Below are 26,361 nucleotides of genomic sequence, written 5' to 3'. Positions count from 1 at the left end.
TATTGCTTGATGTTTAAAGGCTAAATTTAACTCAATTAGCGTCCCTTATTATTTACACTAATAAGGGACACAAAAAACTTACTCTTCAGAAGAGCCTACGGCTTCTTTAATCAGCGCTTGTAATTCGCCGTTAGATGCCATCTCAACAATAATATCGCAACCACCGACTAGCTCACCTTTCACCCAAAGTTGCGGGAAAGTAGGCCAATTAGCGTATTTTGGCAGCTCAGCACGAATGTCTGGGTTATCCAAAATGTTAACAAAGGCAAAACGCTCGCCACATGACATTAGTGCTTGGACAGCCTGAGATGAAAACCCACACTGTGGAGCGCGAGGATTCCCCTTCATATATAGCAAAATATCATTACTACTAATCTGCTCTTTAATTGTTTCGATTGTATTACTCATGCTTAAAACCTCGCTCTGCAACTGTCTTTTAGTAAGGACATCGTGGACGATTAATGCCCTTACAAAATTCAAGTCTATTAAAATCATTAAACTTGCATCAGTTTATTGGGTCTAGTGGTGTATTTACAACCCCAAAAGAGTGCTTTCAGTTACACTTTCCCTTGTTAAATGTCCTTTACTCACTTACCTGAGTGTATTAAATTGGTCGATTCCCTTTTCAGCACACAATTTAAGGAGCTATAGCGTGTCGCCTAGACATTTTCTTACTCTGAAGGATCTTTCTTCCGATGAGTTAAAACAGTTATTATTTCGAGCCTCTGAGCTTAAGAAAATCCATCACGAAGGCACACTATTTCAACCGCTTAAAAACCGAGTGTTGGCGATGATCTTTGAAAAGTCGTCTACTCGTACGCGGGTTTCTTTTGAGGCAGGTATGGCTCAATTCGGTGGGCATGCACTGTTTCTTTCTTCACGTGACACACAGCTTGGTCGTGGTGAACCAGTAGAAGACAGCGCTCGTGTTATTTCGAGCATGGTTGATGCTGTCATGATTAGAACGTTCGATCATGAAACCGTTGAAACCTTTGCTAAATACTCTTCGGTTCCTGTCATCAACGCTCTTACAGATGACTACCACCCATGTCAGCTACTTGCTGACATGCAAACATACCAAGAACATCGTGGTTCAATCCAAGGCAAAAAAGTCGTTTGGGTTGGCGATGGTAACAACATGTGCAACTCCTATATCAATGCTGCTGCTATGCTGGACTTCCAGTTGGTTGTTGCCTGCCCTACTGGGTACGAGCCTAATGCTGACCTAGTTGCCGAACACAGTGATCGCATAACCGTCCTTCATGATGCTCACGAAGCAGCAAAAGGCGCGGACTTAATCGTAACGGATGTTTTTGCTTCCATGGGTCAAGAAGATGAACAAGAGCAGCGCCTAAAAGATTTCGATGGCTTCCAAGTAAATTCCGACCTAATGGCAAAAGCCAACCCTGATGCCTTATTCATGCACTGCCTGCCAGCGCACCGTGGCGAAGAAGTATCTGCTGACGTGATTGACCGCCCTGATAGTGTTGTCTGGGACGAAGCCGAAAACCGCCTCCACGCCCAAAAAGCACTACTTGAATTTTTGCTGTGTCGCTAACACAATAACGAGGCTCGCTTGAAATCCAACTTTCAGCGAGCTTTTTTTGCACCCATGCATTAGCCCCTAAACATTGAACTCTCATATATGAGCTTCTTAACGATAAGGCTCTTAAATATGGCTAAACGCATCAACAGTGAATTACTATGAGCATTATTGAAGTTAGGCATTTAAAAACACTGGCCGCACTCAGAGAAACTGGCAGCTTGGTTGAAGCCGCTGAACGAGTTCACCTAACGCAATCCGCTTTGTCGCATCAGCTCAAAGACCTTGAAGAGAAACTAGGCTGCCCGCTTTTCATACGAAAAACAAAACCAGTCCGCTTCACCAGTGCAGGATTGCGCTTATTGCAGCTTGCCGATGATGTGTTACTTTCGTTCCGCTCTGCTCAACGCGATATTCAACGCTTCGCCGAAGGTGAAAGTGGGCGTTTACATATCGCCATTGAATGTCACAGTTGCTATGAATGGCTGATGCCAACCATTGACCATTTTCGTGAACACTGGCCAGACGTTGAGCTAGACCTCTCTACCGCTTTTGGCTTCATGCCGCTACCGGCGCTTGCCCGTGGTGACTTGGACTTGGTGGTGACATCCGACCCGCAAGACATCCCCAACATAGACTATATTCCCTTGTTTCAATATGAGTCACAAGTTGCGCTGTCGCGGCATCACGCCCTTGCGAAAAAGGAATACTTAACACCTGAAGATTTCGCGAAAGAAACACTGATCACCTATCCTGTCGAAATCGAACGCTTAGATATTTTTAAACACTTTCTAAATCCTGCAGATGTCTCTCCAGCAAAAATTCGCCATAGCGAATTAACCCTGATGATGATGCAGTTAGTCGCGAGTGGCCGAGGCGTATGCTGTTTACCTAACTGGGCACTCACAGAATACACCAACCGACAATATGTAATAACGAAGTCGCTTGGCGAAGAAGGCGTTTGGTGTAAGCTCTATTTGGCGATAAGAAAAGATCAGCGTGAAAACGCCTACATGGAAGATTTAATAACAACGGCATCAAAAACCTGCTTTAAAAACCTTAAAGGTATTTTGGCCCCAGAACTGTAACCAGCACGCTTTCGTAACCAGCATCACGCCACGGTATTTTTATGCTGGTTACGAGACCAAATAAAGCTGAATTTAGCGCCACCGGATTCACTAGCATCAATTAACACCGCCCCGCCGTGCCAGAATGCAATTCGCTGAACAATCGCCAACCCTAACCCATAGCCACCTGAAGCCCGTGTACGGCTATTGTCTAGCCGTTGAAAGGGGATAAAAACTTTATCTCTATCTTCAAATGCGATACCTGGACCATCATCCTCAATATCCAATTGCCATCGTTCGTCATCGTATGAAAAGGTCACCGCTATTGCTGTCGAAGCGTATTTGGAAGCATTAAGGATTAAATTCTGCAAAGCTCGGCTTAAATGATGCTCGTCGGCCAAGACGATATCCTCTTCGGAAATATTCACTTCAACATTAAGGTGCTGCAATAACAGATGATTGTGACTTAAAATCCCATCCACTAACTGGGAAACAGACAGCTCTTTAAAATGAAGCTCTAGCGAGCCACCTTCCAGCTTTCCATATGTTAATACTTCGTCTACAAGGGTATTTAACTCTTCTACATCACCTTCTAGCGCTTCTATTGTTTTAGCAACATCATCGTCCACTTCATCTTTCATGACCTCCAACCCAAAGCGTAAACGAGCGATTGGGGTTCTAAGTTCATGGGAAATAGCGTTAATCATCTCTCTCTGCACTTTTAATAAGCGCTGTATATGAGAAGACATTGAATCAAATGAATAGGCTAATTCTTTTAGTGTTCCGCTACTGTCTGGAACCCCTTTCGGAAGACCACTACGACCACGAGCAATTTGACGGGTGATACTTTCAAATGTCTTACGTTTGAAATCTAACGAGACAAGCTCCCGCCAAATTAAAACCAACATCACAGCAATTCCCAGACCAACGACAAACACAACCACTAAAGATAAAGAAACATTATCTTCTTCTGTGACAGCCACTAGGATCGATTGATTGGTGCTTTGATCCTTCCAGACAAAACCATACTTAGTGTAGGTTCCATGGACCGTTGCAACCCCCGTTAAAGGATTAGAAGGAGTGTAAGAAACATCTTCAATAGACACACAGCTCAAGCTTTCTAATAAAGCCAGTTTATCTGAATAGCTTATGAGGTCAGTTAATAGCAATTGGCTTAACAATGACTCCAACTGAAAAAGCGAACCACTTTTATCAACCCGACCAACCAATACAGGCGCATCGGTTTTACCAAGTGCTATCTGATAACTGTCTTCAGGGAGTTTTAGCCACTTTTTCTCTTGAATCAAAGCCGCTGTGGCCGAAATAGTGTGGGGTTCACTGGGCTGAACAGTCCAGTTGAATTGTGATTCTGGGATTTCTTTAAGAATACCGGTAAGCAATAATGCAGAGCTGATTTCAGCATCAACACAAAGCAAGCGCTCTTCTCTTGAGCCACCAAAACGTGCTTGAGTGAACTCAATAACAATATAGCAACATGCAACAATAACGACACCTCCTAAGATAAGATGTCGATATAATCGCCACATTTCTGCACGCATCAGGCTAGACTTCTTTTACAAACAAATAGCCCTTGCTACGAATAGTCTTAATACGACGAGGATGAATTGGGTCGTCACCAATTTTCGAGCGAATACGAGAAATACGAACATCGACAGATCTGTCTTGACCGTCATACTCGATACCGCGTAATTCTCCGAAAATTTCCTCTCGGCTTAGGATTCGTCCTGCATTACTCGCCAATAACCAGAGCAAATCAAACTCAGCACTGGTTAACTCAACTTCCTCTTCTAAAAGCCAAGCCTCACGACGAGAGTTATCAATGGTTAATGGACCAAATTCAAGATTTTTTTCTTCTTTCGAGGAGACAGCATCAAGATCAACATCCTGGTTACTTCGACGCAATAAAGACTGAACTCTGGCTAATAAGACCCTAGGCTTGGCAGGCTTAGAAACATAATCATCTGCTCCAATTTCCAAACCTAATATCTGATCAACATCATCGCTACGAGCGGTCAGCATTAAAATAGGACCTTTATAGTCATTTCTAACACTTCGGCATACCGTAAAACCATCAGCACCGGGTAGCATCAAGTCAAGAATAACCAAAGAAGGTTGTTCAGCAATAATACGAGAAATTGCCTTACGTCCATCCGGTTCAATTGCCACATTGAAGCCATTTTTTTGTAAATACTCCTGAGTAAGTAGCGCTAGGCGCTCATCATCTTCCACTATCAAAATAGTTTTGTTGTCATCTATACTCATGGGCATTCCTCGTCCAGTTATTATTGCTTTAGATTAAAAGGCTTGTAAATCAATCTACTAAAAGTTCTTTAATTTGTCTAACCCTGTCTCGGTTAACACCAAAATCTGAGTAGCCGACCCGAGAAGCAGAACGAACATGTATGGCACTGTCTGCATCAGGAAGGTATACCTCGACATCATCTATATAACCAACTAGCGAGCTTTCCACTTCAAAATGAACATAGCCTAATGTACTGGTGACTATACGAGTATTTCCTTGCTCAAGCAGATAGGACTCAATAGCCAACTGAGCACTTTTGCGATCACTGGTATAGATAATCGGCTCAACATAATGCTCTTTATCGTCTTCTGCTGCTTGAGTTGAAACACAGTTTGGTGAAGAAGGGCAAGGCTTTAAAAAGCCATCCGTCACCCCCAACCCTTCTGGTAATTTATTGCTAATCTTGGCATAAATACCGAACCCTACAACCAAAGCAACAACCAATCCAATTATCCAGCGAACCATGCTTCTGCGACTCCTAAGCCATTTATATCTTAACGAAACGATCTTTTACCTGGCTTTTTAGGCTTAAACTCAGGCTTGTCATTGCTTTGCCAATCAAAACCTTTAGGTGGCGCACGACGCGCACCGCCAGCTGTGGCTTTGTTTTTATGACGTTTCAATTCCAATTTTTCTTGCTGCGTCTTTGGTGCCAATTCCGATATTTTTAGATCAACCATGGCACACAAAGAATTAACATCTTTGTCATCCATTTCAACCCAACGCCCTACTTTTGCTTTAGATGGCAAAAAGACAGGACCAAAACGAACACGTTTCAAACGGTTTACTTTAACGCCTTGAGATTCCCAAAGACGACGAACCTCACGGTTACGTCCTTCCATCAAGCAAACGTAGAACCAACGGTTAATACCTTCACCGCCACCATCAACAATATCTGTAAATTTCGCGACGCCATCGTCTAGGATAACGCCTTTTTTCAATGCGGCTAAATTTTCTTCCGTTACTTCACCCATAACGCGAACTAGGTATTCACGATCAATTTCCGTCGATGGATGCATTAATCGGTTTGCCAATTCACCGTCCGTAGTAAAAAGCAGTAAGCCGGACGTATTAATATCCAAACGGCCAACAGCGATCCAACGCTCTCCGCGCAGTTTTGGTAATTTATCAAACACAGTTGGACGACCTTCAGGGTCTTTACGAGTACATACCTCGCCTTCTGGTTTGTTATAAATGATAACGCGGCGGTTTGCACCAGCCTCAGTAGCAACAATAGAATAACCATCTATTGTGATCGTATCTTTCACGCTAACACGATCGCCTAATGTAGCGACTTCGCCATTAACCAATACACGACCTTCACGGATACGAGTTTCCATCTCACGACGCGAACCTTGTCCCGCTCTTGCTAATACTTTTTGTAACTTCTCGTCCATTACGAACCTCTTAGAGGGAATGCTTCTCAGCAACCCAGTTTTAATAAAATTAATTAACCATTTTCCGCATTATAAGCCACACAACCTGAGCCTTAACAGCGGTATCTTCGCCATTTTACGCAAACGGTGCAGGATCGCCAGCACCAATACGTACAACCTCAACACTGTCAGCGTCCATTTTAACCACTGTGGTTGGTTGCAACCCACAAAAACCGCCATCTATGACTAAATCTAGAGCATGTTCCAGAGTATCGCGAATATCATACGGATCTGTCATCGGATCCGTTTCGCCAGGCAAAATTAAGGATACACTCATAATCGGCTCTCCCAATTCTTCCAGCAAAGCAGACACTATCTGATTATTTGGGATGCGAATCCCAATCGTCTTCCTTTTAGGATGCAATAAGCGTCTCGGCACCTCTGATGTAGCATTAAATATAAACGTATATGGGCCAGGCGTATTATTTTTTAACAACCGATATAAGTGGTTATCAAAGCGTGCGTAAGTTGATATTTCAGACAAGTCACGACACACCAAAGTAAAATTATGCTTATCATCCAAGCGGCGAATAGCACGAATTCGATCTACAGCAGTCTTATCACCAAGGTGGCAACCAAGCGAATAACCACAATCCGTAGGGTAAGCAATAACACCACCGCCGCGAATCACTTCTGCCGCTTGCTTAATTAATCGTGCTTGTGGGTTTTCTGGGTGTATCTGAAAAAATTGACTCAATCTGCTCTCCACAAAAAATTATAAGTTAAAATAACCAAGCCTCAATGGATCACTCCCATGACCGCCATACTAAATCCACCTCACTTTCGTGAATTTGAGTAAACTTACCGACTTGCATCCATGGCCCAAATGGCCCGTGATAATCACTTCCTACCGACGCTTTTAAATCAAATTCTCTCGATAGACGCTCAAGCAATCGCACACTATCCGGCCGCTCATTACCAGATACAATTTCCATTCCCGTTCCACCCCATTTTTTAAAATCATTCAACAGTCGCTTTAATTTAGTAACGGTTAAAGGGTAGCGTTTAGGGTGTGCGAGTACTAACTCCATATTTTGGTCAGATAACTTGGCTAGAACCGTTTCCAGTTCTGGCCACACATCACGTAGCTGGCCTAGACGTTTATTCCCCAAGTATCGGTCAAACGCTTTGTTTGCGTCTTTCACAAAACCTTTTTCTACTAATAAACTTGCAAAATGCGGCCGTCCCAACTGACTTTCACCCGCTAACGCCACGGCTTCTTCGAATAAATCAGGCAAACCTTGTTTGACCAACAAATCGGCAATGCGCCGAGCACGATCAAGCCTAATCGCTTGATTTTCAGCCACAATAGCCAAAAGTTCCTCGTTGTCTGGAGCGAAATTCAACGCCACCATATGCAAAGGAACGCCATTCCACTGCGTAGACAATTCTACACCATTAATAAAACTTAAATTATGCTCCACAGCTCGCTGATGCGCTTCTGCAATACCATCTAATGTATCGTGATCTGTTAAAGCAAATAAAGAAACACCCTGCTCAACCGCTAAATCTACTAATTCTGTTGGCGAAAAATGACCGTCAGAACGCGTAGAATGTGTATGTAAATCGACTTTTCGATAAGTTGCTGCTTCAGGCATAGATTGGCTGTTCTTTAAAAGGAATGGTGGTTATCATAAGGAAAGGTGTGAATAAGTCTATGGCATTAGAAGTCTAGTCCGCATCTTCCCTCTACCAGCATACATACATTTTAGTATACATTCACTGGGTTTTTTATATGAAAATACTGCTCGACTTTCTCCCTATTGCGATCTTTTTTGTTGTTTATAAAATGACAGGGAATATCATCTTAGCAACCGCCATCTTGATTCCCGCAACCATTATTCAAGTAGGTTTTACTTGGTTCAAAAATAAAACCGTAGAAAAAATGCACCTAGTCTCGCTGGCATTAGTCATTTTACTTGGGGGAGCCACCGTGCTGATGGGAGATGGTAACTTTATAAAATGGAAGCCCACTATCGTTAATGGACTTTTCGCCATTGTGTTTTTTGGAAGCCAGTTTATTGGCGATAAAAATATCATTCAACGCATGATGGGCGATAAATTAGAACTTCCATTTAAAGTGTGGCGAACATTAAACTTAGCTTGGGTCGTTTTCTTTATTGTTTCAGGTTTAGCTAATATTTACGTAGCCTCTTCTTACAGTGAAGAAACATGGGTCGATTTTAAATTATTCGGCTTATTAGGAATGACCCTAGTATTTATTATCTTACAGGGTATTTATCTATCATCGCATATAAAAAATAAGGAATAACCATGCTTTACTCAATCATTGGCGAAGATGTAGCAAACAGCCTTAGCGCTCGTCAACAGGCTCGACCAGCTCACTTAGCGCGTTTGGAAGCACTACAAAACGAAGGTCGTTTAGTATTGGCTGGCCCAAACCCTTCTATTGATTCTGAAAACCCAGGTGATGCAGGCTTTAGCGGCAGCGTTGTTATAGCGGAATTCGCCAGCCTTGAAGAAGCAAAAGCATGGGCTGACGCTGACCCTTATGTGGCGGCAGGTGTTTACCAAAATGTTACCGTAAAACCATTCAAGCAAGTATTTCCGATGAACGCTTAACAAGCGCTTAGCGCCTCCCCCCCGATTAGGGGGAGGTTGAGAGATTATTTCTTTACATCTGAATGACCAAGATCACGTTCAGGATCGATCACATCTCGCATTCGTTGCTTTAATACCTTTGCTTCTGGGAAGCCATCTTCTTTTTTACGGCACCAAATCTCTTCCCCATTCACTCTCACCTTAAAAATACCACCTTGAGTTGGCAGCAAGGTGACACTTTTTATATCATCATCAAATGTTGTTAACAGCTCCTGAGACAACCAAGCCGCACGCAACATCCAGCGACATAAGGTACAATATTCAATTTCTACGGCTGCAGTTCGCATTTGCTTTCTCTCCGGTAAATAAATAAGACGTCTTGGAACGTCATGACACAACGAATACTATTGCTCATACATTCAATAAGGAAGTAGCACTATGCGTAAATCACTTATCGCCAGCTTGGCTTTACTTGCTCTTTGTTCAACAGCAAACGCAACAGAAGTCGATATTGTAACCAATAAAGGCTCCATAAGAGTCGACTTAAATGATGAGGCAGCACCAAAAACAGTCACGAATTTTTTGCGTTACGCGGATGAGGGCTTTTACGATAACACCATCTTCCACCGTGTTATTCGAGGCTTCATGGTACAAGGTGGTGGCTTCACAGAAGATCTAGAGCGCAAGAGCACTCATAAAGCCGTCGCCTATGAAGGTGATAATGGCTTAGCGAATAACCGCGGCACTCTAGCGATGGCGCGTACTCAGGATCCGAATAGCGCCACATCACAATTTTTTATTAACCAAGTAGATAACACTTTCCTAAACCATGGTGCTCGTGGTGCTGCGGGGTACACAGTGTTTGGGCAGGTTGTTTCTGGAATGGACGTTGTTGACGCCATTTCTGCTGTTCCCACAACATCAGTAGGCCCATATCAAAATGTTCCAGAGTCACCAGTCATAATCGAGAGCATCAAGCGTGTTAACTAGTTACCAATTAGAAAAACCTGCGTTAAGTTGGGGTGAGGATGGTGCTCCTCATTCCAATCAGTTTGACGATGTCTATTTCGACAAAGATTCAGGGTTAGAAGAAACTCGTTACGTTTTCTTAAAAAACAATCAGCTAAAAGAACGCTGGGCATCGCTACAAAAGAGCGCCTTTGTCATAGCCGAAACAGGATTTGGCACAGGGCTAAACTTTTTATGCGCTTGGCAGGCTTTTCTCAATGACGCGCCCAGCGATAAGCAGCTGCACTTCATTTCGGTCGAAAAATACCCGATGACCAAGAGCATGCTGGCAAACGCATTAAAAATGTGGCCATCTATCAGCGATCTTAGTCAGCAACTAATCGACGCTTACCCTGAAGTGTGCCATGGCTTTCACCGCATCGAATTAGAACAAGGCCGAGTCCAACTCACCCTTTGGTTTGGAGAGGCACAAGACGGCTTTGCAGCACTTGATGCAGACGTCGATGCCTGGTTTCTGGATGGTTTTGCGCCAAGTAAAAACCCTGAAATGTGGTCTGACAAACTATTTCATCATATTCATCGCCTCAGCCACCAAGGTACGACTTGCTCAACGTTTACCGCAGCAGGGATTGTGCGAAGAGGATTACAAAGCGTCGGCTTTGATGTCCGTAAGGTAAAAGGCTTTGGGCAGAAAAGAGAAATGACCGTGGGTCTACTGAACACCACAACCGCCTCGCTAACGGAACGCATGTCCCAAGGGCAATCTTGGTTCAACCTTCGTCAAGATGCGACTCAAGAGATTACTAAAGTGTTGGTTGTGGGAGCTGGATTAGCCGGCGCCAATACCGCTTATGCTTTGGCAAATCAAGGCATACAAGTCGAGGTATGGGAGCAAGGCAACTGCATCGCTGGCGGTGCGTCTGGCAACCCTCAAGGCATGCTGTATCCTAAATTAGCCTCACAAGATACGCCTGTGAATCGCTTTTACTTATCCGCTTATTTGCATGCTCATCGTCTGTACACTCGCTTGGACGACAGCAAACAATTTTGGGATGCTTGTGGATTAATACAAATCCCAAAACACGATAAAGAAGCCGAGCGATTTGAAAAATTATTAAACGATAAACTTTACCCAGAAGCTATCTTGCAAGCCTCAAAAGACAGAGCAGGCAGTTTGTTCTTACCATTATCCGGCTGGGTTGTGCTTACGCGACTTTGCGAGAAGCTGTTGTCTCATGACAATATTAAAGTGAGCTTAAACACCAAGCTCGAAGGCCTTTCCCCAATCAAGACAGCCGATAAAGTTACTGGCTGGCAAGCACAGTCTGGAGACAATAACTCGGTATTTTCACATGTCGTCCTATGCACCGCCAATGACACCAAAGCTCTGGGGGTAACACCCAACACACCCGATTACCCTATTCGAGGACAAGTCTCATTTATTAATCTTGAAAAAGCCAAAGCGGCTTGCGAAGCCATAGGAGAGTCGGCAGACAAAACAGACTTTGATAAGGTACTCTGTGAATTTGGCTATGTTTCCCCTTCGATAAATGGCCTACTGCACTTTGGCTCCACTTACGACCTAAAAGACCAAGACACACAAGTAAGAGAAGAAGGACATAAACGGAACTTGGCCATTTTAGAAAGCCTGCTTTTGTTACCTAAAGAGACGTTTAATACGGAAGATTGTGGTGGGCGAGTGTCGTTCCGATGCGCGGTTCCTGATTACACGCCGATTGTTGGACCTGTTCAATCAGAATCAAGTTATCAGCAGGCATATTCAACCCTCAGCAGAAATGCTAAGTGGCAAAGTAATGACATTGCAGAGCCGATAACACAGTTATTTATTAATATTGGACATGGTTCGAGAGGCTTGATTTCGACCCCTCTGAGTGGCAGTTATATTGCCAGCTTAATTACAGGGACCCCCTCGCCTTTAGAGCAAAAAATAAGCCACAAGCTGCACCCAAGCCGTTTTATAATCCGAGACCTGAAACGCAGCCAAAATACCTAGGTCTACTGCATTGAAACGCACTCGCGCGCTTCAATGCAGTGCAACACAAACCACATCAAGATTACGATTCAAAAAGCGCACAAGCACTTGGAATAAGCGCTAAAAATCGGTTGGAAGTTTGCGGGCGAATGATGTAATTATTCAGTTCTGGTAACAAAGCTCGCAACTTATCACTTAATTGCAGCAAGCTAGGGTTTATTGGCTCGTATGGATAAACATGGTCTTGTAGACTCAATTTATGCAACTCATCCAATTCATCTTGTAAGATACCCTTCATCGCAAAAAAACGGTCTTTCTGATTAATGTCATTGGTTTCCCAATAAGCATCAGAAAACGCCTCGTTTAATTCATAAAAAATATGTAACGCATCAGCAACATTTTTCTTAGACATGCTATCTCCAATCTTTCTTAGGCAATATTACTATTACCCCTTGTATTGTTTAACCCTAACCCTATAACCTACATTCTAAACATGAATCAATATAGGTGAATACCCCTTGAGTACATCAATGCATCATGCCGTGACTTCTGACAATCTATGGCAATCTATGCAAGCTGAAGCAGAAAAGCTCGCACAAGATGAGCCGATTTTAGCCAGCTATTTTAATACCACTATTTTACGTCATGAATCACTGTGTTCGGCATTGAGCTTTTTACTTGCTAGCAAACTCGACAGCATCTCCATCCCCGCTATGGTGCTCCGTGAAGTATTCGAAGAAGCTATGGCAGATACTAACTCTGGCATTGTACGCTGCATCGAGCAAGATATTTTAGCAATAAAAGAACGCGATGCGGCTTGCGACACTCTTACAACACCTTTGCTATTTTTTAAAGGTTTCCACGCCTTACAAACACATCGAGTGGCAAACTGGCTGTGGAAGAATAATCGTAAAAGTTTAGCTTTGTACCTGCAGGGCCAAATGTCTATGGTTTTTAGCGTGGATATTCACCCTGCGGCAACAATCGGCTGCGGCGTCATGTTAGACCACGCCACAGGGCTTGTAGTGGGTGAAACCTGCGTCATTGAAGATAACGTCTCTATTTTGCAATCCGTCACTCTAGGCGGCACAGGGAAAGAGCACGGCGATCGTCACCCTAAGATACGTTCGGGTGTATTGATTGGTGCAGGTGCAAAAATTCTTGGCAATATTGAAATCGGCGAAGGCGCAAAAATCGGCGCTGGTAGCGTGGTGTTAGAACCCGTTGAGCATCACACCACTGTGGCTGGTGTACCCGCAAAAGTAGTGGGTCGCAATATGGGAGAAGACCCATCCAGAGCCATGGATCACAATATCAATCATTGTATTCGTGATTGCGTCGAAGAATAATTTAATCAAACGTAACTACGATCTTAAAAAAGATCGTAGTTACTTAAATCACTTTTCGGAATCATCTTAATGGTTTCGCTCTCTGTATCAAACAACAACACAGCCTCCCCATTTCGCAACGCTCTCAAAGCTTGTTCACGCTTCTGCGCAACCGATAGATCATAATCGCCATAATCCGTACCATCACGAGATACAATGTCATCCAAAATGGTTGCCAGTGTGTCTGCAGCTAACGAATCGTAGGGTATTAAAGTATCCAATTAAATTGCTCCATGTTGATTAAGCAAGGCAATAACGCCTTCTTCATCAATAATAGGCACATCAAGAGACTGTGCCTTGGTGAGTTTAGAACCTGCTTTTTCACCAGCCACTAAGCAGTCTGTTTTCGCTGACACAGAGCCACTGACTTTTGCGCCCAATGCTTGCAGCTTATCTTTCACCTGGTCACGGCTAAACTGAGTTAGGGAGCCGGTCACAACATAAGTTTTACCTGACAAAGGTAATTCATCAGCAAAGATCTGTTGCTTTTTCTGCCAAACAACGCCGGCTTCTAACAAACCTTTAATGGTTTCTCGATTAAGTTCCTGCTCAAAAAATACATGCACATGCTGAGCAACAATAGGACCAACATCTTCAACTTCCACCAAGGCTTCTTGATCCGCTGCCATCAAATCGTTCAACTCAGTAAAGTAACTAGTTAACGCTCGTGCTGTCGCTTCGCCCACTTCACGAATGCCTAACGCATAGATAAAGCGATTAAATTGCGTGTTTTTAGCAGCCTCGATAGAAGCCAACAGTTTCTCTACTGATTTTTGCCCCATGCGCTCCATGGACAATAAGGTGTCTTTTTTCTCCGCGAGAGTAAAAATATCGACAGGCGTTTTAACAAGCTCTTGGTCAACCAACTGTTCAATCAATTTATCGCCAAGGCCATCTATGTCCATGGCTTTACGAGAGACGAAATGCTTTAGGGATTCTTTTAACTGCGCACCACAAACCAAGCCGCCGGTACAACGAATCACGGCCTCGCCTTCCACTTGTTCCAAGTCCGAACCACAAACAGGACACGCCTCAGGAAAAATAACGTCTGTGGCATTGTCAGGGCGCTTATCTAACACTACTTGAACAACCTTGGGAATCACATCACCAGCGCGGTGAACAACAACAAAATCGTTTATTTTCACCCCTAAGCGCGCAATTTCATCCTTGTTATGCAAGGTGGCATTAGAAACGGTTACTCCACCAACAAATACTGGCTCCAAACGCGCAACTGGCGTAATCGCTCCTGTACGACCCACTTGGAAGTCAACACCCAATACTCGGGTCATTTCTTCTTGTGCTGGAAACTTTCTGGCAATTGCCCAGCGTGGTGCTCGCGCAATAAAGCCCAACTGATTCTGCAGAGCAATTTGATCCACTTTGTAGACAATACCATCTATGTCATAAGATAAATCAACACGCTTTTCATTGAGCATTTCATAATAGTCAATACAGCCTTGCGCGCCTTCGGCTTTTGCCATCAGATCATTGATACGAAAGCCCCACTCACTCAACTGCAGCAAACCTTCGTAATGGCTTTTAGGCTGATCCCAACCTTCCACATAGCCAATTGAATAGGCACACATAACTAAGGGACGTTTAGCGGTAATCTTTGGATCAAGTTGACGCAAACTGCCTGCGGCCGCATTTCGAGGGTTAACAAATGTCTTTTCACCTTGCTCAACAGCCAAGGCGTTCAACTTTTCAAAACCTTCTTTTGGCATGTAAATTTCGCCACGAACTTCTAATACCGCAGGTGGCGTACTGGTGCGTAGCTTCATTGGTACAGAATAGATAGTCTTTATGTTCGAAGTGATATCTTCCCCAGACAAACCATCGCCACGGGTCACGCCTCGAACCAAACGCCCCTCTTCATAACGCAGGCTAATCGCCAAACCATCCAGTTTAGGTTCGCAGCAATAGGTTATATGATCAACTTTGAGCAATTTACGAATGCGCTGATCAAAATCAGACAAAGACTCGTTATCAAAGGCATTGTCCAAAGACAACATAGGCACCGTATGGGCCACATTGGCAAAACCACTGTCTGGTTTTTCGCCAACTCGCTGGGTCGGTGAATCTGGCTGAATCCAATTAGGATGCTTGGTTTCTATCTCTTGAAGCTGGCGATATATGCGGTCGTATTCTGCGTCAGGTACAATTGGCGCATCTTTTACATGGTAAGCATAGCTGTAGTCATTAAGCTGCTGAATCATGTCCAGCATCTGCTGATGCATCATGTTTGTCTCTTGGGTCATATGTAAATAAACTCGAATTGAATTTTTTAGCTGGTCTAAAGCAACCAAGGCCCCTTAGGGCCTTGATGTAATCACTGTTTGCTGCGCATCAATCGTCGACGTTCAAAATCACGTATTCGCTGACGACAATGGGCAATGGTTTGTTCACTCATTGGACTGCGTCTTTCATCACGCAACTCCCCACCCAAATTACGCACTAAGGTTTGAGCGGTTTCTAACATGAAATCAAACGCTTTCATGCTGTTTTTCGGACCTGGCAAGCCCATAAAGAAGCTCACTCCGGGGCAATCACTTTCACCCATAGTGTCTAGATCAAACGTACCCGGCTCAATAGCATTCGCCATACTGAACTGTACTCGACCACGGTCGAAGCCATCTTCATGGCGATGGAAAATATCCATTTCACCATAGCGCATGCCACAATTTAGAATCAACTGAAGTAACTCCATGCCAGAGAAGCTTTCATTTTCTGGCGCAAAAATATTAATGACGATCACTTCTTCGATTTCAGCGACATCATTCGTTTCTTGCTCATCTTCTTCTAAAACACTGTTTGGCGTTACTTGATCAATGTCGACTTCTGAATAGCTGCGCTCGTAATCTTCGTGCATTTCAGTGTCTGCGATTTCATTGCGCTCGTCACCTGCAAAATCTAAATCAAGATCATCTTGCTCATAAAATCCATCATCTGCATAATTTTGCTCTGATACAGCCGAATCGCCAAAGTCTCGTTCAGGAACTAATGATGCCAGCTCATCAAGGTGCATCTCGTCATCACGATACATCTCTGGACCAGAATCCACTTTATGAGGAACATCGGTTAACGGCTGCTTAGCTGTCTTCCTAGCATTCTCGAACGCGTTGCTTATCGGGTCTTGTAAATCTGCACTTCGTCCCTTTACAGACGCTTTACTGTAACCAACAGGCGATCTTTTTTGCAGTATCTCGTCATCGTCTGATTCATCAAAATCAGTGAAATCACTTTCAGCTTGTGAAAGTTCATTGCTTTTTTTATATCGACGAAATCCATCTATAAGAATAACGACAATAATGACGACCCCAATTAAGATCAGCCACTCACGTAAGCTAAATTCCATTGCATATTCCGAATTGCATCAATTAATGTTGACCTTATTATCAAGCGAAGCGGCTTAGGATTCAATTACAAGGCTACGTTGATTACGAAAATCTCGTTATGATTTACCAATAAATCTCGTTTCATACCAATAATTTGGCCTTTTGTAAGATCATCGTCATTTATATTGGCGAGCTTAACGACCAAATCCACTTTATCGGCTTCTGCCAGCGTCACCGTTGGCATCAAGGAATCAAGGTTAGTTAATAACACCGGACGATCTAAATCTTCAGGAAATAGTCTTTGTATCGCAATGGGCATGGTCTGCCCTTTCAATACGGCATAAACTAATAAAACATCATCCTGATGCCAGCGAAGCTTACTGGCATCCCAAGTTATTTTTACCGCTAACTGATCTGTAATAATAGGCGCTAATTGCTGATAATCAATACGGCCTAATTCACGCGCCTTGCCTATTGCCGATAGCAACGCCAGACGCTCTTGAGAATGCGCGCTATAACGAATCGCTTCTTGCCACGCTAATACCGCGCCTAAGTAGTGCCCTTTCGCAAACTCAGCTACGCCTTTTAAATCCAGCGCGGTGGGCTGAGTTGGTTCAACCCGAAGAACAGCGTCTACAACCTTTAGCATTTTGTCCGAGCTTTGACCACCGTTTGCATAAAAAATAGCCTGCGCATACTCAACCAATAAGCTGACACGGTTTTCCGCGTTTCTTGGCAATTTTTCTAATGCGGTTTCAAAAGCGATAACAGCATTTTGGTATTGTTCAGCTTCAAGATAGTCATTTGCAAGATAATACCAATCCTCTACTCTGTCATAACGCGCGCTACGATACATTAAAAAGTCAGTTATTTTTTCTGGCGTTAATTGCTGCTTTTGCAAATCTTGTGTAAAAAGCACCTCTTTCGAATATCCCATCTGTTGATAAAGACTCACGCTGCCTAAAACAGTTACCGCCATCACCCCCAGCATAATCCAACGCGCAAAAGAGGTGTCAGTTGAAAAAGAAAACCGCTCTTTGCTTTTGACGACACGCACTTCATGATCGATATCCAGCAAAAGCTGTGATGCTTCGCTGGCCGTTAAGCGACCAGCCTCTTGCTCCTGCGCTATTTCCTCTCGACGAACCAAAGCAAATGCTTGCCTAACCTCAGCGCCTCTGTATCTACGATGAGTCAGCGAACCAAACAGATACACCAGACTCAATACTAGCAGGCTGGCCATGGCCAAATACGCAATCATCATAAAGCGCGCCCTCGTCGTTTACGATTTGCCATAATCACACAGACAAAGGCTAAGATCCCCAATCCAAGCAGAATAAATGGCCCATACCAGAGCAAAAACGTAGCGGAAGAATGCTGCGGTCGATACAAAACAAAAGTTCCATAGCGTGCGACCATGTAATCCACAACTTCTTGATCGGTTTTACCTTGCTCAATTAATTGATGAACTAATTCCCGCAGATCAACCGCAATACCAGAGTTTGAATCCGCCAAACTTTGGTTCTGACATTTCGGGCAGCGCAGCTCTTCCACTAAACTTTGATAACGGATTTTATTCAATTCAGAACTAAATGCCATTTGCTCTTGAGCAAAAGTCGACACAGAAAGGAACATCACGACAGATAGGGCAACACCTTTTAGCAGCATCATTTCATATACCCTTTCAGTTCAGGCCAGTTCTCGGCATTGACCACGCCTTGATGTCGATAGACCACCACGCCAGAACTATCAACAACAAAGGTTTCAGGAGCACCCGTAACGCCCATATCCACACCAAAGTTACCAAGCTCATCCATCAAAACCAATTGATAAGGATTGCCTTTTTGCTCTAACCATTGTTCCGCTGGGGCTTTCTGGTCTTTATAGTCGATGCCAATAATAGGCACACCAGATTCGGCCAACTCCATCAAAAAAGGATGCTCAACATGACACGCAGGGCACCAAGTCCCCCAAAAATTAATGAGATAAGGCCCCTTTGGCAAATCGTCTTTGGTATAAACTTGATCGTCTTGCAAAGACACCAAGGTGAACTCAGGCAATAATTTTCCAATCAAGGCAGAAGGCATATATTGTGTATCTTTGCCTAGTTGAAGATATAAAACGACACCTAATACCAAAAAAAGCACGAATGGCACAAAAAGTAAAAACTTACGCATAACTAGGCTCCCGCTCGTTTTCGATAGCGTTTGTCGAAAGCGGCTAACAAACCACCGACCATCATCAACAACCCACCTAGCCAGATCCATCGCACAAAGGACTTAACGTAAATCCGCACTCCCCAAGCAGAATCATCCAATCTCTCGCCCAAGGAAACATACAAGTCACGAGTAAACCCCGCATCCAAAGCGGCTTCAGTCATCACTTGCTGACGAGTTGTAAAGAAGCGCTTTTCCGGATGGAGAATGGCAACGACTTTGCCAGATTTATAGACCGTAAATTGCCCTTTACTCGATAAGTAGTTAGGACCAGAAACCTGCTCTATGCGATCGAACATAAAATCATAGCCTGCCACAGTTGCTTTATCGCCAGGAGATAATCGCAGCATAGACTCATGGCTGTTCACACTAACCAAAACGATCCCCACTAGTGTGACAACCATGCCAAGATGAGCCAATATCATGCCATAGTAATTTCTTGGCAATTGTCGTGCTCGAGGAATAATGCCTTTTGTTCCCGCAGACACTTTACCAAACCAATCCGCACAAGATAAAAACACCACCCAAAATGCCACAGCTAAACTAAGCCAAGCAATGACACCAAAATCATAACGATAAACAATGCCACCAGCCGATAACACAGCCACAATAAGCGCGATGCTACAGACCTTTAAAAATACACTTAATTTAGTCTGATGCCATTTTGACAAAGGCCCTACCGCCATAAACACCATCAGCAGCAGCGCAATTGGCGTGAACACACTATTAAAATACGGCGCGCCCACTGATATTTTACCTAAGTTTAAGGCGTCAAATATCAGTGGATACAAAGTGCCCAACAAAACGGTCAATGTCAGAACCGTCAGTAGAATATTATTCAGCAATAACCAAGCTTCTCGTCCCGAAGCCCCAAAGGAAACGCTCGAACGCACCTCGGCTGCACGGATGGCATACAACAACAAACTGCCACCGACGAGCACCAAAAGTAAAACGAGAATAAAAATACCGCGAGTCGGATCGGCCGCAAAAGAGTGCACCGAGGTTAATACACCAGAGCGAACCAAAAACGCACCAAGCAACGAAAGGCTAAAAGTAAAAATCGCCAGTAGGACAGTCCAGCTTTTGAATACACCACGCTTTTCTGTGACAGCAAGGGAATGCAACAGCGCAGTTCCCGCTAACCAAGGCATAAACGAGGCATTTTCTACTGGGTCCCAAAACCACCAGCCACCCCAACCTAATTCGTAATAAGCCCACCAGCTACCCAGCGTAATTCCTAAGGTCAAAAACGCCCACGACGCAGCAGTCCAAGGCCTTGCCCAACGCGCCCAAGACGCATTTAAATTACCCGTAATTAGCGCAGCCACGGCAAAGCCGAATGCCACAGAGAACCCCACGTACCCCATGTACAAAACAGGAGGATGGACAATCAGCCCAAAGTCTTGCAACAAAGGATTCAGGTCTCCGCCATCCACAGGCGTATCTGGCAGTAAGCGCGCAAAAGGCGAAGACGTAAAAAGCAAAAAAGATAAAAAACCTAGACTAACCATGCCTAGCACAGATAGCACCACAGGTCCGACATCCTCAGGCAAGGTTTTTATCTTGAACGCTACGGCAGAGCACCAACCAGACAATATCAACACCCAAAGCAGCAATGACCCTTCGTGCCCACCCCACAAAGCACTAAATTTGTACCAAACAGGCAACTGGCTATTGGAATTTTGGGCCACATACAGCACAGAAAAATCGTCGCTTAAAAATGACCAACTTAGTGTAATAAAGCTTACCAACACCAACGCAGACATAATAAAAGTCAGTGGGCGTGCTGTTTCCAATAAAAGTCGATTTCCTCTCCAATAACCAATCAGGGGGACAGAAGCGAGCGAAAGAGCAAAAAATAACGACAATATCAGAGAAAATTGACCAATTTCAGGGAACATAAACAGCCTAAATTAATAAGTAGATTGCGAGTTTACTTTCGTCTCACCCATAGCACTCTGAGCATTCTTCACAGCCTCAGACACCTCCGGAGGCATGTATTTTTCGTCATGCTTTGCCAACACTTCCGTTGCGATAAATACGCCATCATCATTTAACTGCCCTTGAGCCACTATCCCCTGACCTTCTCGAAATAAATCCGGCAAAATGCCGCGATATTCAATAGTAATGGTGTGCTGAAAATCGGTTGTTTCAAACACAACCGCCAAGGTTTCTGAATGACGCTTTACGCTGCCGTTCACCACCATACCACCCGCTCGTATAGTCGCGTTGCGTGGCGCTTCTCCCATGACGATTTGGGTTGGTGAATAGAACAGATTAATATTTTGCTGGAGGGCATACATGACTAGTGTCACAGCAGCGCCCAATATCAATACAATCGCACTTATGACGAATAGACGTTTTTTTCTAACTGGATGCATTAGCGAGTTTGATTCCTCATAAAGCGTTTACGTAGTCGATCCCGAGTTTTCTGGCGTGTAAATAAGGTGTCCCAAACTAACCAAGTTAGCACCAAACCACTAAAACCATAAACAGACCAAACATATAGGCCGTGAGTTCCCATCGATAAAAATTCGCCTACACTACTAAAGGCCATTTTTCATCACCTCTTCCCTCACCCAGCTGGTTCTATGTTCACGTTGTAATATTTCTGACTGCATTCGCCAAATAACCAAACCTGCCACGAAAAAACACATACCAATCATACAAACAAGCAAGGGTAGCCACATCTCAGGAGGCATTTCTGGTTTTTTAGTAAGCGTGAACGTTGGCCCTTGATGCAGCGTTTCCAACAGCACGACAGAATACTTAATAATGGGCAAATTAATTAGTCCAACTACACTGATCACCGCCACGGCTTTATTGGCTAAAACCGGATCGTCTAAAGCCTTTTGCAGGGCAATAATTCCCATATAGAGAAAAAACAATACCAACACAGAGGTCAATCTTGCGTCCCAGACCCACCAAGTTCCCCACGTTGGTTTTCCCCAAATGGCGCCAGACACCAACGCGATCAAAGCCATAATCGCACCGACCGGTGCCATTGCCTTGATAAAGATAGGCGCTATCTTCATCTGCCAAACAAGAAACACAAAGCCTGCAACACCTAACGCGAAATAACACGATTGAGCGAGTATCGCCACTGGTACGTGCATATAGATAATTCTAAAACTGTTCCCCTGTTGATAATCCGCCGGGGCAAAAGCCAGCCCCCATATCAAACCAACAATGAGGCCAACACAGCCCAAACTAAATAAAGGCAAGGCCCAGGCTTTAGTGCGAAAGAAAAACCATTTGGGTGAACCCAATTTATGAAACCACATCCAGTTCATCAGCCTGCACTCGCTTTGATCGCAATCGCTGCCATAAAAGGCGATAGTATTAAAGACAATAAGGACATAGCCAGCAACAATGCCAACTGCCCAGAATACGGCAAACCGGCGTCTGCTGCCTGTATCGCTAATGTCGAAAAAATAATCACTGGCAAGTAAAAGGGTAATATCAGCAACATGACCAGCATCGCGCCCTGCCTTAAAGAAACGGTCAAGGCGGCGCCAATCACACCAATTAAAAACAAGCTTGGCGTTCCCAACAGAAACGTCATGATAAGCACCCAAAAGCTTGCATCCGATAAATACAACATTTCACTCAATATCGGCATCATGGCGAGCAGAGGTACAATAACAACCAGCCATTGCGCCACCACTTTCAACAAGACCAATATCGGAAGAGAAAGACCACTGACGACCCACTGCTCTAAGGAGCCATCGCGAAAATCTTCTTTAAACATCCCCTCTACAGCCATCATTATGGCTAAGACAGCTGCACACCAAATAATTCCGCCTGCAGCTGGCGCTAAAAATTCAGCTGACGAACTGACGCCTAGAGGAAACAAGGTAACGACAATAACAAAAAACAACAGCGCGTTAATAACATCCTGCTTTCGACGCCATAACAGCAAAAATTCTGACACTAAAAAAGAAGTATATGTCATGACATCAAAGCCACATCACGGCATGGTAAAGATCGCAACGCCTGATGAGTGGTTAATACGACCAAACCACCAGACGACACATGTAAGCGAATACGCTCTTCTAATAGAGCAATCGCAGTGCTATCTAAAGCGGCAAAAGGTTCATCCAATAACCAAAGTGTTTTGTCAGTCAACCATAAACGCGCCAATGCCACTCGACGTAGCTGCCCTGCGGATAATGTGCTCGCGAATGCATTCATATGATCCAGCAAATCCAACTTTTTCAATACAGCAGACAAAGCTTCTGGGGACACAGTAGGACAATACCTGCGAATATTTTCCGCCACAGTCAGCAGACTTTTGACACCAACCGAATGGCCAATATAGATTGCATCTTGCAGCAACGGCGCTCTGTCTAAAGTGACATCCTCGCCCGAATAGACGATAGTGCCTTCAAGTGGAGAAATAACACCTACAATGACTTTTAACAACGAACTCTTACCAGCACCGTTCTCTCCTAAAATACGCACAACCTCTCCTGATTGAGCAGCAAAAGAAAAGTCTTTGCATAAGTCTCTTTCCCCTCGCTCTATCCAAAGGTCTGATATTGTTAAAGAAGCAGAAGATTGCAAAAGATTTACCTAATTCGGCCGATATGAAAGTAAAGGTTACCATTCTTTGGCTACGCTGTTTATTTATACTGTTTAACGATATGGTTTCGTTAAACAAAGACTTCAGACATTATATGAGAATCGTTCCTAAAAGAACAAACTGATAGGCTCTAACATCACATTTTATAGGCAGGCGACATGATCTCTGACATACAATCTATGATAAATGCTTCATCAGGTAAGCAGGGCAACGCCAACATCAGTAGCAATAACGCCGTAGGAAACTCAGCCACTCTTGCGAAATTAATGGGTGAAATCAAATTAATAGAAAGCCTTAGCTTAATTAAATTTCAGGGTAGTGAGTCGCTAAACTTTCAAGGCAAACCAGCACAACTGTTATTTGCAACCAGCGCACAACAACCATTCACCCTAATCAATACTGGCACTCCAATCGATATTAGCGATATCCAAAACGCAAAATTAAACAGAACCAACTTGCAGCAAGCCTCCCTGTCTATTCCAGTTGAAAACTCATCCAGCAAAACCCTTACAGGCGCAAATACCCCTACGGTTAAGCAAGCTGATAATCTTATGCTAGCGTCTCGCGTTGTCAATTTAACCGTTACCTCCGCGACGCCTGCGACACCACCCAATCAATCAACCACGTCGCTTGCACCAGCTACTAATACCCAAACTCCAGCTCCGCAAACCAACACAACAAATCAGACAACAAGCCCCCAAACTGCCGCATCAAGCCAAGCGCCCAGCCAAGCGACAAACACACCGACACTCAATGTACCACTGCGTCCAGCCAATAGCGCACCACAGCCCACAGCAATGGTCAGCCCGAACAACCCTCAAGTGGCAACCGTCTCAGATGGAAAAACTGAGTTTCCTATATTGAGCCAAACGCCACTAAAAAAAGGCGATGTGATTAGAGTTATGGTTGATGCCAATAACAACCTGCAAGTATTACCGGCAAAAGCGAACACCTCAACCATCCCTTCTACCCAAGCAGAAGCGCTTAAGCAGAGCCTTCCAAGGCAACTTTCGCTCGCAGACATGTCCCAACTCGTCAAACAATTACACACTCTTAACGAGACATCATCTGCCAACTTACCACCCAAAACACAACAGGCCCTGAGACAACTTATTCAAAGTTTCCCAAACTTAGGAGCACTGACCACGTCACCGGATACAATGAAGCAAGCCCTTCAGACCAGCGGTGTCTTTTCGGAATCGCTACTGGCTAGTGACAACAAAACTCAAATTCCTGCGGACATAAAACTCAATTTATCCCGCCTAAAAGACGTGCAAGAAAATACAGGCGCATTGCGCCTTGGAAGCATACCAACTGAACAAATTGCCAATGCTATTGAACGCATAACAACGAGCCAATTACGCCACTTTTCAGATCCAAACCAAATCACTACACCAACCTATCCACTGCACATAGAACTGCCAATTAAAAACGGCCAAACTCCTAGTTTCGTTCAAATCGAAATAAATAAAGATGCAAGCAGTGAAGAACAATCTAAACAAGACAGGCGCTGGTTGGTAAAACTCAAGTTTGATTTCGAAGAAACTGGTCGGTTCGATGCACGAGCCAGTATTCAGGCCAACAAAGTGGGGGTTTTATTTGCAGCCGAAGACCCAGACACTGTACAAAAGCTACAAAAAAATATGTCTCTTTTGAAACAGCGATTAACGGACAAAGACATAGAAGTAGAAAGGCTAGATGCCTTTCAAGCAAAACTGGATAAAGAAAAAGACAGTGCGCTTAAAACACACTCTTTAATCGATGTGAGGACCTAATGCAAAAAGCCGTCGCTTTAAAATATGATTTTAGTGCAGCACCAAAAGTGATCGCTAAAGGGAGTGGTCTATTAGCAGAAAAAATAATGTCAGTCGCCAAAGAAAATGACGTCTTGCTGCACCAAAGCCCTGAACTTGTTGAAATGCTCAGTACTTTGGAGCTAGGAGAAGAAATACCTGAATCTCTCTATCTTGCTGTCGCAGAAGTTATCGCTTTTGCTCACAAAATCAAAGATCATCAGTGGTAATCTGAATTACGGCGAGACTCTTGCTTTAACAGGCTAATCAATTCAGCCTCAGCACGGATCAAACCACATTTAGATACTAAATCGTCAATGGTCGCGCCCATTTCCAAAAGCTCCATAGCGCGATTGTACGAGACGCCACCTTCCTTTGATAAAATCTCGGATTGCTTCTCAACAGCCAAGTTTAGCTTTTTCTCAATGGCTACTAAACGACGCCCCATACCAATAGAACCAGAAGCAAGTACTTGCACTTGCTTTTTTTGACTCAACTCCGCCTCGGCATGTTGAAGCTTCATCCGCGCCAATCGTTTTGAAAGCCTATACGCCCAAACAACTACCGCGATCAGAATCACAAACTGGAGCATTAATAAGAGGTTAAATAACCATTGAGATTCCATCTAGTACAACAACCTTAAATTACATTGACCCAACTTCAGACCACTCATTTTCAGATAACAATTTATCCAAATCAACCAGAATAAGTAAAATATCATTTTTATGACAAACACCTTGGATAAACTTAGATGATTCGTCATTCCCAACATTTGGTGATGGCTCTATCTCTGATTGGCGTAAATAAACCACTTCAGAAACGGCATCGACCAGAATTCCGATCACATGACCCTCAACTTCAAGAATCATGATGCGCGTTGCATCCGTGATTTCGCCAGAAGGCAGACCAAACCGTTGGCAAGTATCAATAACCGTCACAACTGTGCCGCGTAAATGAATAATGCCTAAAACAAAGTTAGGTGCACCAGGTACCGGAGCAATCTCAGAGTAACGTAAAACCTCTTTGACTTGCATAACATTTACACCATAGATTTCATTTTCTAGGCGGAATGTTACCCACTGCAACATTGGATCTTCTGATTGGTTTGCGCTTTTTAGCGCTATGCTAGTAGTTGCCATTATTCATCTCCA

Annotated in this window: 32 protein-coding genes; 9 read left to right on the top strand and 23 right to left on the bottom strand. The window is 43.9% G+C overall.

Features of this window, described 5'->3' with window-relative positions:
- Nucleotides 1–78 precede the first annotated feature (78 nt).
- A complete protein-coding gene (gene grxD / locus DFP75_RS11160) occupies nucleotides 79–408 on the bottom strand; it encodes a Grx4 family monothiol glutaredoxin (RefSeq protein WP_110575618.1) in 330 nt (109 codons plus the stop codon).
- Nucleotides 409–652: 244 nt separating this feature from the next.
- Between grxD and argF the strand changes: the two genes are divergently transcribed.
- A complete protein-coding gene (gene argF / locus DFP75_RS11155) occupies nucleotides 653–1,558 on the top strand; it encodes an ornithine carbamoyltransferase (protein ID WP_110575616.1) in 906 nt (301 codons plus the stop codon).
- A 146-nt stretch (nucleotides 1,559–1,704) separates the two neighbouring features.
- Complete coding sequence (locus tag DFP75_RS11150) at nucleotides 1,705–2,631, top strand: LysR family transcriptional regulator (RefSeq protein ID WP_175404894.1); 927 nt, start codon at nucleotides 1,705–1,707, stop codon at nucleotides 2,629–2,631.
- Between the two features lie 23 nt (nucleotides 2,632–2,654).
- Here the strand turns inward: DFP75_RS11150 and DFP75_RS11145 are convergent, their stop codons facing one another.
- The 6 genes from DFP75_RS11145 to DFP75_RS11120 all read right to left on the bottom strand — a co-directional run bounded on the left by DFP75_RS11145 (nucleotide 2,655) and on the right by DFP75_RS11120 (nucleotide 7,967).
- Nucleotides 2,655–4,169, bottom strand: coding sequence for an ATP-binding protein (locus tag DFP75_RS11145; RefSeq protein ID WP_110575614.1), 1,515 nt, complete (start codon nucleotides 4,167–4,169; stop codon nucleotides 2,655–2,657).
- 4 nt (nucleotides 4,170–4,173) lie between these two features.
- Nucleotides 4,174–4,893: a winged helix-turn-helix domain-containing protein gene (locus tag DFP75_RS11140; RefSeq protein WP_110575612.1), complete on the bottom strand. Its 720-nt coding sequence runs from the start codon at nucleotides 4,891–4,893 to the stop codon at nucleotides 4,174–4,176.
- Between the two features lie 49 nt (nucleotides 4,894–4,942).
- Nucleotides 4,943–5,398: a DUF1499 domain-containing protein gene (locus DFP75_RS11135; protein ID WP_110575610.1), complete on the bottom strand. Its 456-nt coding sequence runs from the start codon at nucleotides 5,396–5,398 to the stop codon at nucleotides 4,943–4,945.
- Nucleotides 5,399–5,427: 29 nt separating this feature from the next.
- The gene (rluB, locus tag DFP75_RS11130; RefSeq protein ID WP_110575607.1) at nucleotides 5,428–6,330 is read right to left on the bottom strand and encodes a 23S rRNA pseudouridine(2605) synthase RluB; all 903 of its coding nucleotides are present in this window, start codon (nucleotides 6,328–6,330) and stop codon (nucleotides 5,428–5,430) included.
- Between the two features lie 115 nt (nucleotides 6,331–6,445).
- Entirely contained in the window at nucleotides 6,446–7,066 is a 621-nt protein-coding gene (locus DFP75_RS11125; RefSeq protein WP_110575605.1) for an L-threonylcarbamoyladenylate synthase, read from the bottom strand.
- Nucleotides 7,067–7,115: 49 nt separating this feature from the next.
- Entirely contained in the window at nucleotides 7,116–7,967 is an 852-nt protein-coding gene (locus tag DFP75_RS11120; protein WP_110575603.1) for a PHP domain-containing protein, read from the bottom strand.
- Between the two features lie 137 nt (nucleotides 7,968–8,104).
- On the opposite strand from DFP75_RS11120, the gene DFP75_RS11115 reads away from it, so the two are divergent.
- Nucleotides 8,105–8,641, top strand: coding sequence for a septation protein A (locus tag DFP75_RS11115; RefSeq protein WP_110575601.1), 537 nt, complete (start codon nucleotides 8,105–8,107; stop codon nucleotides 8,639–8,641).
- Between the two features lie 2 nt (nucleotides 8,642–8,643).
- A complete protein-coding gene (locus DFP75_RS11110; RefSeq protein ID WP_110575600.1) occupies nucleotides 8,644–8,952 on the top strand; it encodes a YciI family protein in 309 nt (102 codons plus the stop codon).
- 44 nt (nucleotides 8,953–8,996) lie between these two features.
- On the opposite strand, the gene DFP75_RS11105 is transcribed toward DFP75_RS11110, so the two are convergent.
- Complete coding sequence (locus tag DFP75_RS11105) at nucleotides 8,997–9,278, bottom strand: Rdx family protein (RefSeq protein ID WP_110575598.1); 282 nt, start codon at nucleotides 9,276–9,278, stop codon at nucleotides 8,997–8,999.
- A 91-nt stretch (nucleotides 9,279–9,369) separates the two neighbouring features.
- Between DFP75_RS11105 and DFP75_RS11100 the strand changes: the two genes are divergently transcribed.
- Together DFP75_RS11100 and mnmC are read left to right on the top strand one after the other, a co-directional pair.
- The gene (locus tag DFP75_RS11100) at nucleotides 9,370–9,921 is read left to right on the top strand and encodes a peptidylprolyl isomerase (protein ID WP_110575596.1); all 552 of its coding nucleotides are present in this window, start codon (nucleotides 9,370–9,372) and stop codon (nucleotides 9,919–9,921) included.
- The gene (gene mnmC / locus DFP75_RS11095) at nucleotides 9,911–11,914 is read left to right on the top strand and encodes a bifunctional tRNA (5-methylaminomethyl-2-thiouridine)(34)-methyltransferase MnmC2/FAD-dependent 5-carboxymethylaminomethyl-2-thiouridine(34) oxidoreductase MnmC1 (protein WP_110575594.1); all 2,004 of its coding nucleotides are present in this window, start codon (nucleotides 9,911–9,913) and stop codon (nucleotides 11,912–11,914) included. Before DFP75_RS11100 ends, mnmC begins: the two co-directional genes overlap by 11 nt.
- 61 nt (nucleotides 11,915–11,975) lie before the next feature.
- Here mnmC and DFP75_RS11090 read toward each other — a convergent pair whose 3' ends face one another.
- The gene (locus DFP75_RS11090; RefSeq protein WP_110575592.1) at nucleotides 11,976–12,305 is read right to left on the bottom strand and encodes a hypothetical protein; all 330 of its coding nucleotides are present in this window, start codon (nucleotides 12,303–12,305) and stop codon (nucleotides 11,976–11,978) included.
- A gap of 118 nt (nucleotides 12,306–12,423) precedes the next feature.
- Between DFP75_RS11090 and cysE the strand changes: the two genes are divergently transcribed.
- Complete coding sequence (cysE, locus tag DFP75_RS11085; RefSeq protein WP_110575590.1) at nucleotides 12,424–13,242, top strand: serine O-acetyltransferase; 819 nt, start codon at nucleotides 12,424–12,426, stop codon at nucleotides 13,240–13,242.
- Nucleotides 13,243–13,265: 23 nt separating this feature from the next.
- Here cysE and DFP75_RS11080 read toward each other — a convergent pair whose 3' ends face one another.
- From DFP75_RS11080 to ccmA, 12 genes are all read right to left on the bottom strand, one after another.
- Nucleotides 13,266–13,502, bottom strand: coding sequence for a YheU family protein (locus tag DFP75_RS11080; RefSeq protein WP_110575587.1), 237 nt, complete (start codon nucleotides 13,500–13,502; stop codon nucleotides 13,266–13,268).
- Entirely contained in the window at nucleotides 13,503–15,521 is a 2,019-nt protein-coding gene (gene ligA / locus DFP75_RS11075; RefSeq protein WP_110575586.1) for an NAD-dependent DNA ligase LigA, read from the bottom strand.
- Between the two features lie 89 nt (nucleotides 15,522–15,610).
- Nucleotides 15,611–16,636 carry a cell division protein ZipA gene (gene zipA, locus DFP75_RS11070; RefSeq protein WP_110575584.1) on the bottom strand — a complete coding sequence of 342 codons (1,026 nt, stop codon included), beginning with the start codon at nucleotides 16,634–16,636 and terminating at the stop codon, nucleotides 15,611–15,613.
- Nucleotides 16,637–16,701: 65 nt separating this feature from the next.
- Complete coding sequence (locus DFP75_RS11065) at nucleotides 16,702–17,880, bottom strand: tetratricopeptide repeat protein (protein WP_245927040.1); 1,179 nt, start codon at nucleotides 17,878–17,880, stop codon at nucleotides 16,702–16,704.
- Nucleotides 17,877–18,287 (bottom strand): cytochrome c-type biogenesis protein, encoded by a 411-nt coding sequence (locus tag DFP75_RS11060; RefSeq protein ID WP_110575582.1) that lies wholly within the window; start codon nucleotides 18,285–18,287, stop codon nucleotides 17,877–17,879. The genes DFP75_RS11065 and DFP75_RS11060 overlap by 4 nt, the downstream gene beginning before the upstream one ends.
- Nucleotides 18,284–18,793: a DsbE family thiol:disulfide interchange protein gene (locus DFP75_RS11055; protein ID WP_110575580.1), complete on the bottom strand. Its 510-nt coding sequence runs from the start codon at nucleotides 18,791–18,793 to the stop codon at nucleotides 18,284–18,286. Before DFP75_RS11055 ends, DFP75_RS11060 begins: the two co-directional genes overlap by 4 nt.
- 2 nt (nucleotides 18,794–18,795) lie before the next feature.
- Nucleotides 18,796–20,733, bottom strand: coding sequence for a heme lyase CcmF/NrfE family subunit (locus DFP75_RS11050; protein ID WP_110575578.1), 1,938 nt, complete (start codon nucleotides 20,731–20,733; stop codon nucleotides 18,796–18,798).
- Nucleotides 20,734–20,745: 12 nt separating this feature from the next.
- Nucleotides 20,746–21,213, bottom strand: coding sequence for a cytochrome c maturation protein CcmE (gene ccmE, locus DFP75_RS11045; protein ID WP_110575577.1), 468 nt, complete (start codon nucleotides 21,211–21,213; stop codon nucleotides 20,746–20,748).
- Complete coding sequence (ccmD, locus tag DFP75_RS11040; protein ID WP_110575575.1) at nucleotides 21,213–21,389, bottom strand: heme exporter protein CcmD; 177 nt, start codon at nucleotides 21,387–21,389, stop codon at nucleotides 21,213–21,215. Before ccmD ends, ccmE begins: the two co-directional genes overlap by 1 nt.
- Nucleotides 21,379–22,125 carry a heme ABC transporter permease gene (locus DFP75_RS11035; RefSeq protein WP_110575573.1) on the bottom strand — a complete coding sequence of 249 codons (747 nt, stop codon included), beginning with the start codon at nucleotides 22,123–22,125 and terminating at the stop codon, nucleotides 21,379–21,381. Before DFP75_RS11035 ends, ccmD begins: the two co-directional genes overlap by 11 nt.
- A complete protein-coding gene (gene ccmB / locus DFP75_RS11030) occupies nucleotides 22,125–22,787 on the bottom strand; it encodes a heme exporter protein CcmB (protein ID WP_110575571.1) in 663 nt (220 codons plus the stop codon). The genes DFP75_RS11035 and ccmB overlap by 1 nt, the downstream gene beginning before the upstream one ends.
- A complete protein-coding gene (gene ccmA, locus DFP75_RS11025; RefSeq protein ID WP_110575569.1) occupies nucleotides 22,784–23,398 on the bottom strand; it encodes a cytochrome c biogenesis heme-transporting ATPase CcmA in 615 nt (204 codons plus the stop codon). Before ccmA ends, ccmB begins: the two co-directional genes overlap by 4 nt.
- A gap of 177 nt (nucleotides 23,399–23,575) precedes the next feature.
- Here ccmA and DFP75_RS11020 point away from each other — a divergent pair, with 177 nt between their 5' ends.
- Entirely contained in the window at nucleotides 23,576–25,192 is a 1,617-nt protein-coding gene (locus DFP75_RS11020; RefSeq protein ID WP_110575567.1) for a flagellar hook-length control protein FliK, read from the top strand.
- The gene (locus tag DFP75_RS11015; protein WP_110575565.1) at nucleotides 25,192–25,440 is read left to right on the top strand and encodes an EscU/YscU/HrcU family type III secretion system export apparatus switch protein; all 249 of its coding nucleotides are present in this window, start codon (nucleotides 25,192–25,194) and stop codon (nucleotides 25,438–25,440) included. The genes DFP75_RS11020 and DFP75_RS11015 overlap by 1 nt, the downstream gene beginning before the upstream one ends.
- Here DFP75_RS11015 and DFP75_RS11010 read toward each other — a convergent pair.
- Both DFP75_RS11010 and DFP75_RS11005 read right to left on the bottom strand, forming a co-directional pair.
- Entirely contained in the window at nucleotides 25,431–25,733 is a 303-nt protein-coding gene (locus tag DFP75_RS11010) for a DUF2802 domain-containing protein (protein WP_245927039.1), read from the bottom strand. The genes DFP75_RS11015 and DFP75_RS11010 overlap by 10 nt on opposite strands.
- A gap of 121 nt (nucleotides 25,734–25,854) precedes the next feature.
- Nucleotides 25,855–26,349, bottom strand: coding sequence for a chemotaxis protein CheW (locus DFP75_RS11005; RefSeq protein ID WP_110575561.1), 495 nt, complete (start codon nucleotides 26,347–26,349; stop codon nucleotides 25,855–25,857).
- Nucleotides 26,350–26,361 lie beyond the last annotated feature (12 nt).

The sequence above is a fragment of the Marinomonas alcarazii genome, assembly GCF_003208215.1.
In the GTDB taxonomy this organism is placed as follows: domain Bacteria; phylum Pseudomonadota; class Gammaproteobacteria; order Pseudomonadales; family Marinomonadaceae; genus Marinomonas; species Marinomonas alcarazii.
Note: the sequence above shows the minus strand (reverse complement) of the source record. Positions and strands in the feature narration are given on the sequence as shown.

Coding starts and splice junctions, on each gene's coding strand:
- grxD (WP_110575618.1), bottom strand. CDS start 408: ATGAGTAATACAATCGAAACAATTAAAGAGCAGATTAGTAGTAATGAT.
- DFP75_RS11150 (WP_175404894.1), top strand. CDS start 1,705: ATGAGCATTATTGAAGTTAGGCATTTAAAAACACTGGCCGCACTCAGA.
- DFP75_RS11145 (WP_110575614.1), bottom strand. CDS start 4,169: ATGCGTGCAGAAATGTGGCGATTATATCGACATCTTATCTTAGGAGGT.
- DFP75_RS11140 (WP_110575612.1), bottom strand. CDS start 4,893: ATGAGTATAGATGACAACAAAACTATTTTGATAGTGGAAGATGATGAG.
- DFP75_RS11135 (WP_110575610.1), bottom strand. CDS start 5,398: ATGGTTCGCTGGATAATTGGATTGGTTGTTGCTTTGGTTGTAGGGTTC.
- rluB (WP_110575607.1), bottom strand. CDS start 6,330: ATGGACGAGAAGTTACAAAAAGTATTAGCAAGAGCGGGACAAGGTTCG.
- DFP75_RS11120 (WP_110575603.1), bottom strand. CDS start 7,967: ATGCCTGAAGCAGCAACTTATCGAAAAGTCGATTTACATACACATTCT.
- DFP75_RS11115 (WP_110575601.1), top strand. CDS start 8,105: ATGAAAATACTGCTCGACTTTCTCCCTATTGCGATCTTTTTTGTTGTT.
- DFP75_RS11110 (WP_110575600.1), top strand. CDS start 8,644: ATGCTTTACTCAATCATTGGCGAAGATGTAGCAAACAGCCTTAGCGCT.
- DFP75_RS11105 (WP_110575598.1), bottom strand. CDS start 9,278: ATGCGAACTGCAGCCGTAGAAATTGAATATTGTACCTTATGTCGCTGG.
- DFP75_RS11100 (WP_110575596.1), top strand. CDS start 9,370: ATGCGTAAATCACTTATCGCCAGCTTGGCTTTACTTGCTCTTTGTTCA.
- DFP75_RS11090 (WP_110575592.1), bottom strand. CDS start 12,305: ATGTCTAAGAAAAATGTTGCTGATGCGTTACATATTTTTTATGAATTA.
- cysE (WP_110575590.1), top strand. CDS start 12,424: ATGCATCATGCCGTGACTTCTGACAATCTATGGCAATCTATGCAAGCT.
- ligA (WP_110575586.1), bottom strand. CDS start 15,521: ATGATGCATCAGCAGATGCTGGACATGATTCAGCAGCTTAATGACTAC.
- zipA (WP_110575584.1), bottom strand. CDS start 16,636: ATGGAATTTAGCTTACGTGAGTGGCTGATCTTAATTGGGGTCGTCATT.
- DFP75_RS11065 (WP_245927040.1), bottom strand. CDS start 17,880: ATGATGATTGCGTATTTGGCCATGGCCAGCCTGCTAGTATTGAGTCTG.
- DFP75_RS11060 (WP_110575582.1), bottom strand. CDS start 18,287: ATGATGCTGCTAAAAGGTGTTGCCCTATCTGTCGTGATGTTCCTTTCT.
- DFP75_RS11055 (WP_110575580.1), bottom strand. CDS start 18,793: ATGCGTAAGTTTTTACTTTTTGTGCCATTCGTGCTTTTTTTGGTATTA.
- DFP75_RS11050 (WP_110575578.1), bottom strand. CDS start 20,733: ATGTTCCCTGAAATTGGTCAATTTTCTCTGATATTGTCGTTATTTTTT.
- ccmE (WP_110575577.1), bottom strand. CDS start 21,213: ATGCATCCAGTTAGAAAAAAACGTCTATTCGTCATAAGTGCGATTGTA.
- ccmD (WP_110575575.1), bottom strand. CDS start 21,389: ATGGCCTTTAGTAGTGTAGGCGAATTTTTATCGATGGGAACTCACGGC.
- DFP75_RS11035 (WP_110575573.1), bottom strand. CDS start 22,125: ATGAACTGGATGTGGTTTCATAAATTGGGTTCACCCAAATGGTTTTTC.
- ccmB (WP_110575571.1), bottom strand. CDS start 22,787: ATGACATATACTTCTTTTTTAGTGTCAGAATTTTTGCTGTTATGGCGT.
- DFP75_RS11020 (WP_110575567.1), top strand. CDS start 23,576: ATGATCTCTGACATACAATCTATGATAAATGCTTCATCAGGTAAGCAG.
- DFP75_RS11015 (WP_110575565.1), top strand. CDS start 25,192: ATGCAAAAAGCCGTCGCTTTAAAATATGATTTTAGTGCAGCACCAAAA.
- DFP75_RS11010 (WP_245927039.1), bottom strand. CDS start 25,733: ATGAAGCTTCAACATGCCGAGGCGGAGTTGAGTCAAAAAAAGCAAGTG.
- DFP75_RS11005 (WP_110575561.1), bottom strand. CDS start 26,349: ATGGCAACTACTAGCATAGCGCTAAAAAGCGCAAACCAATCAGAAGAT.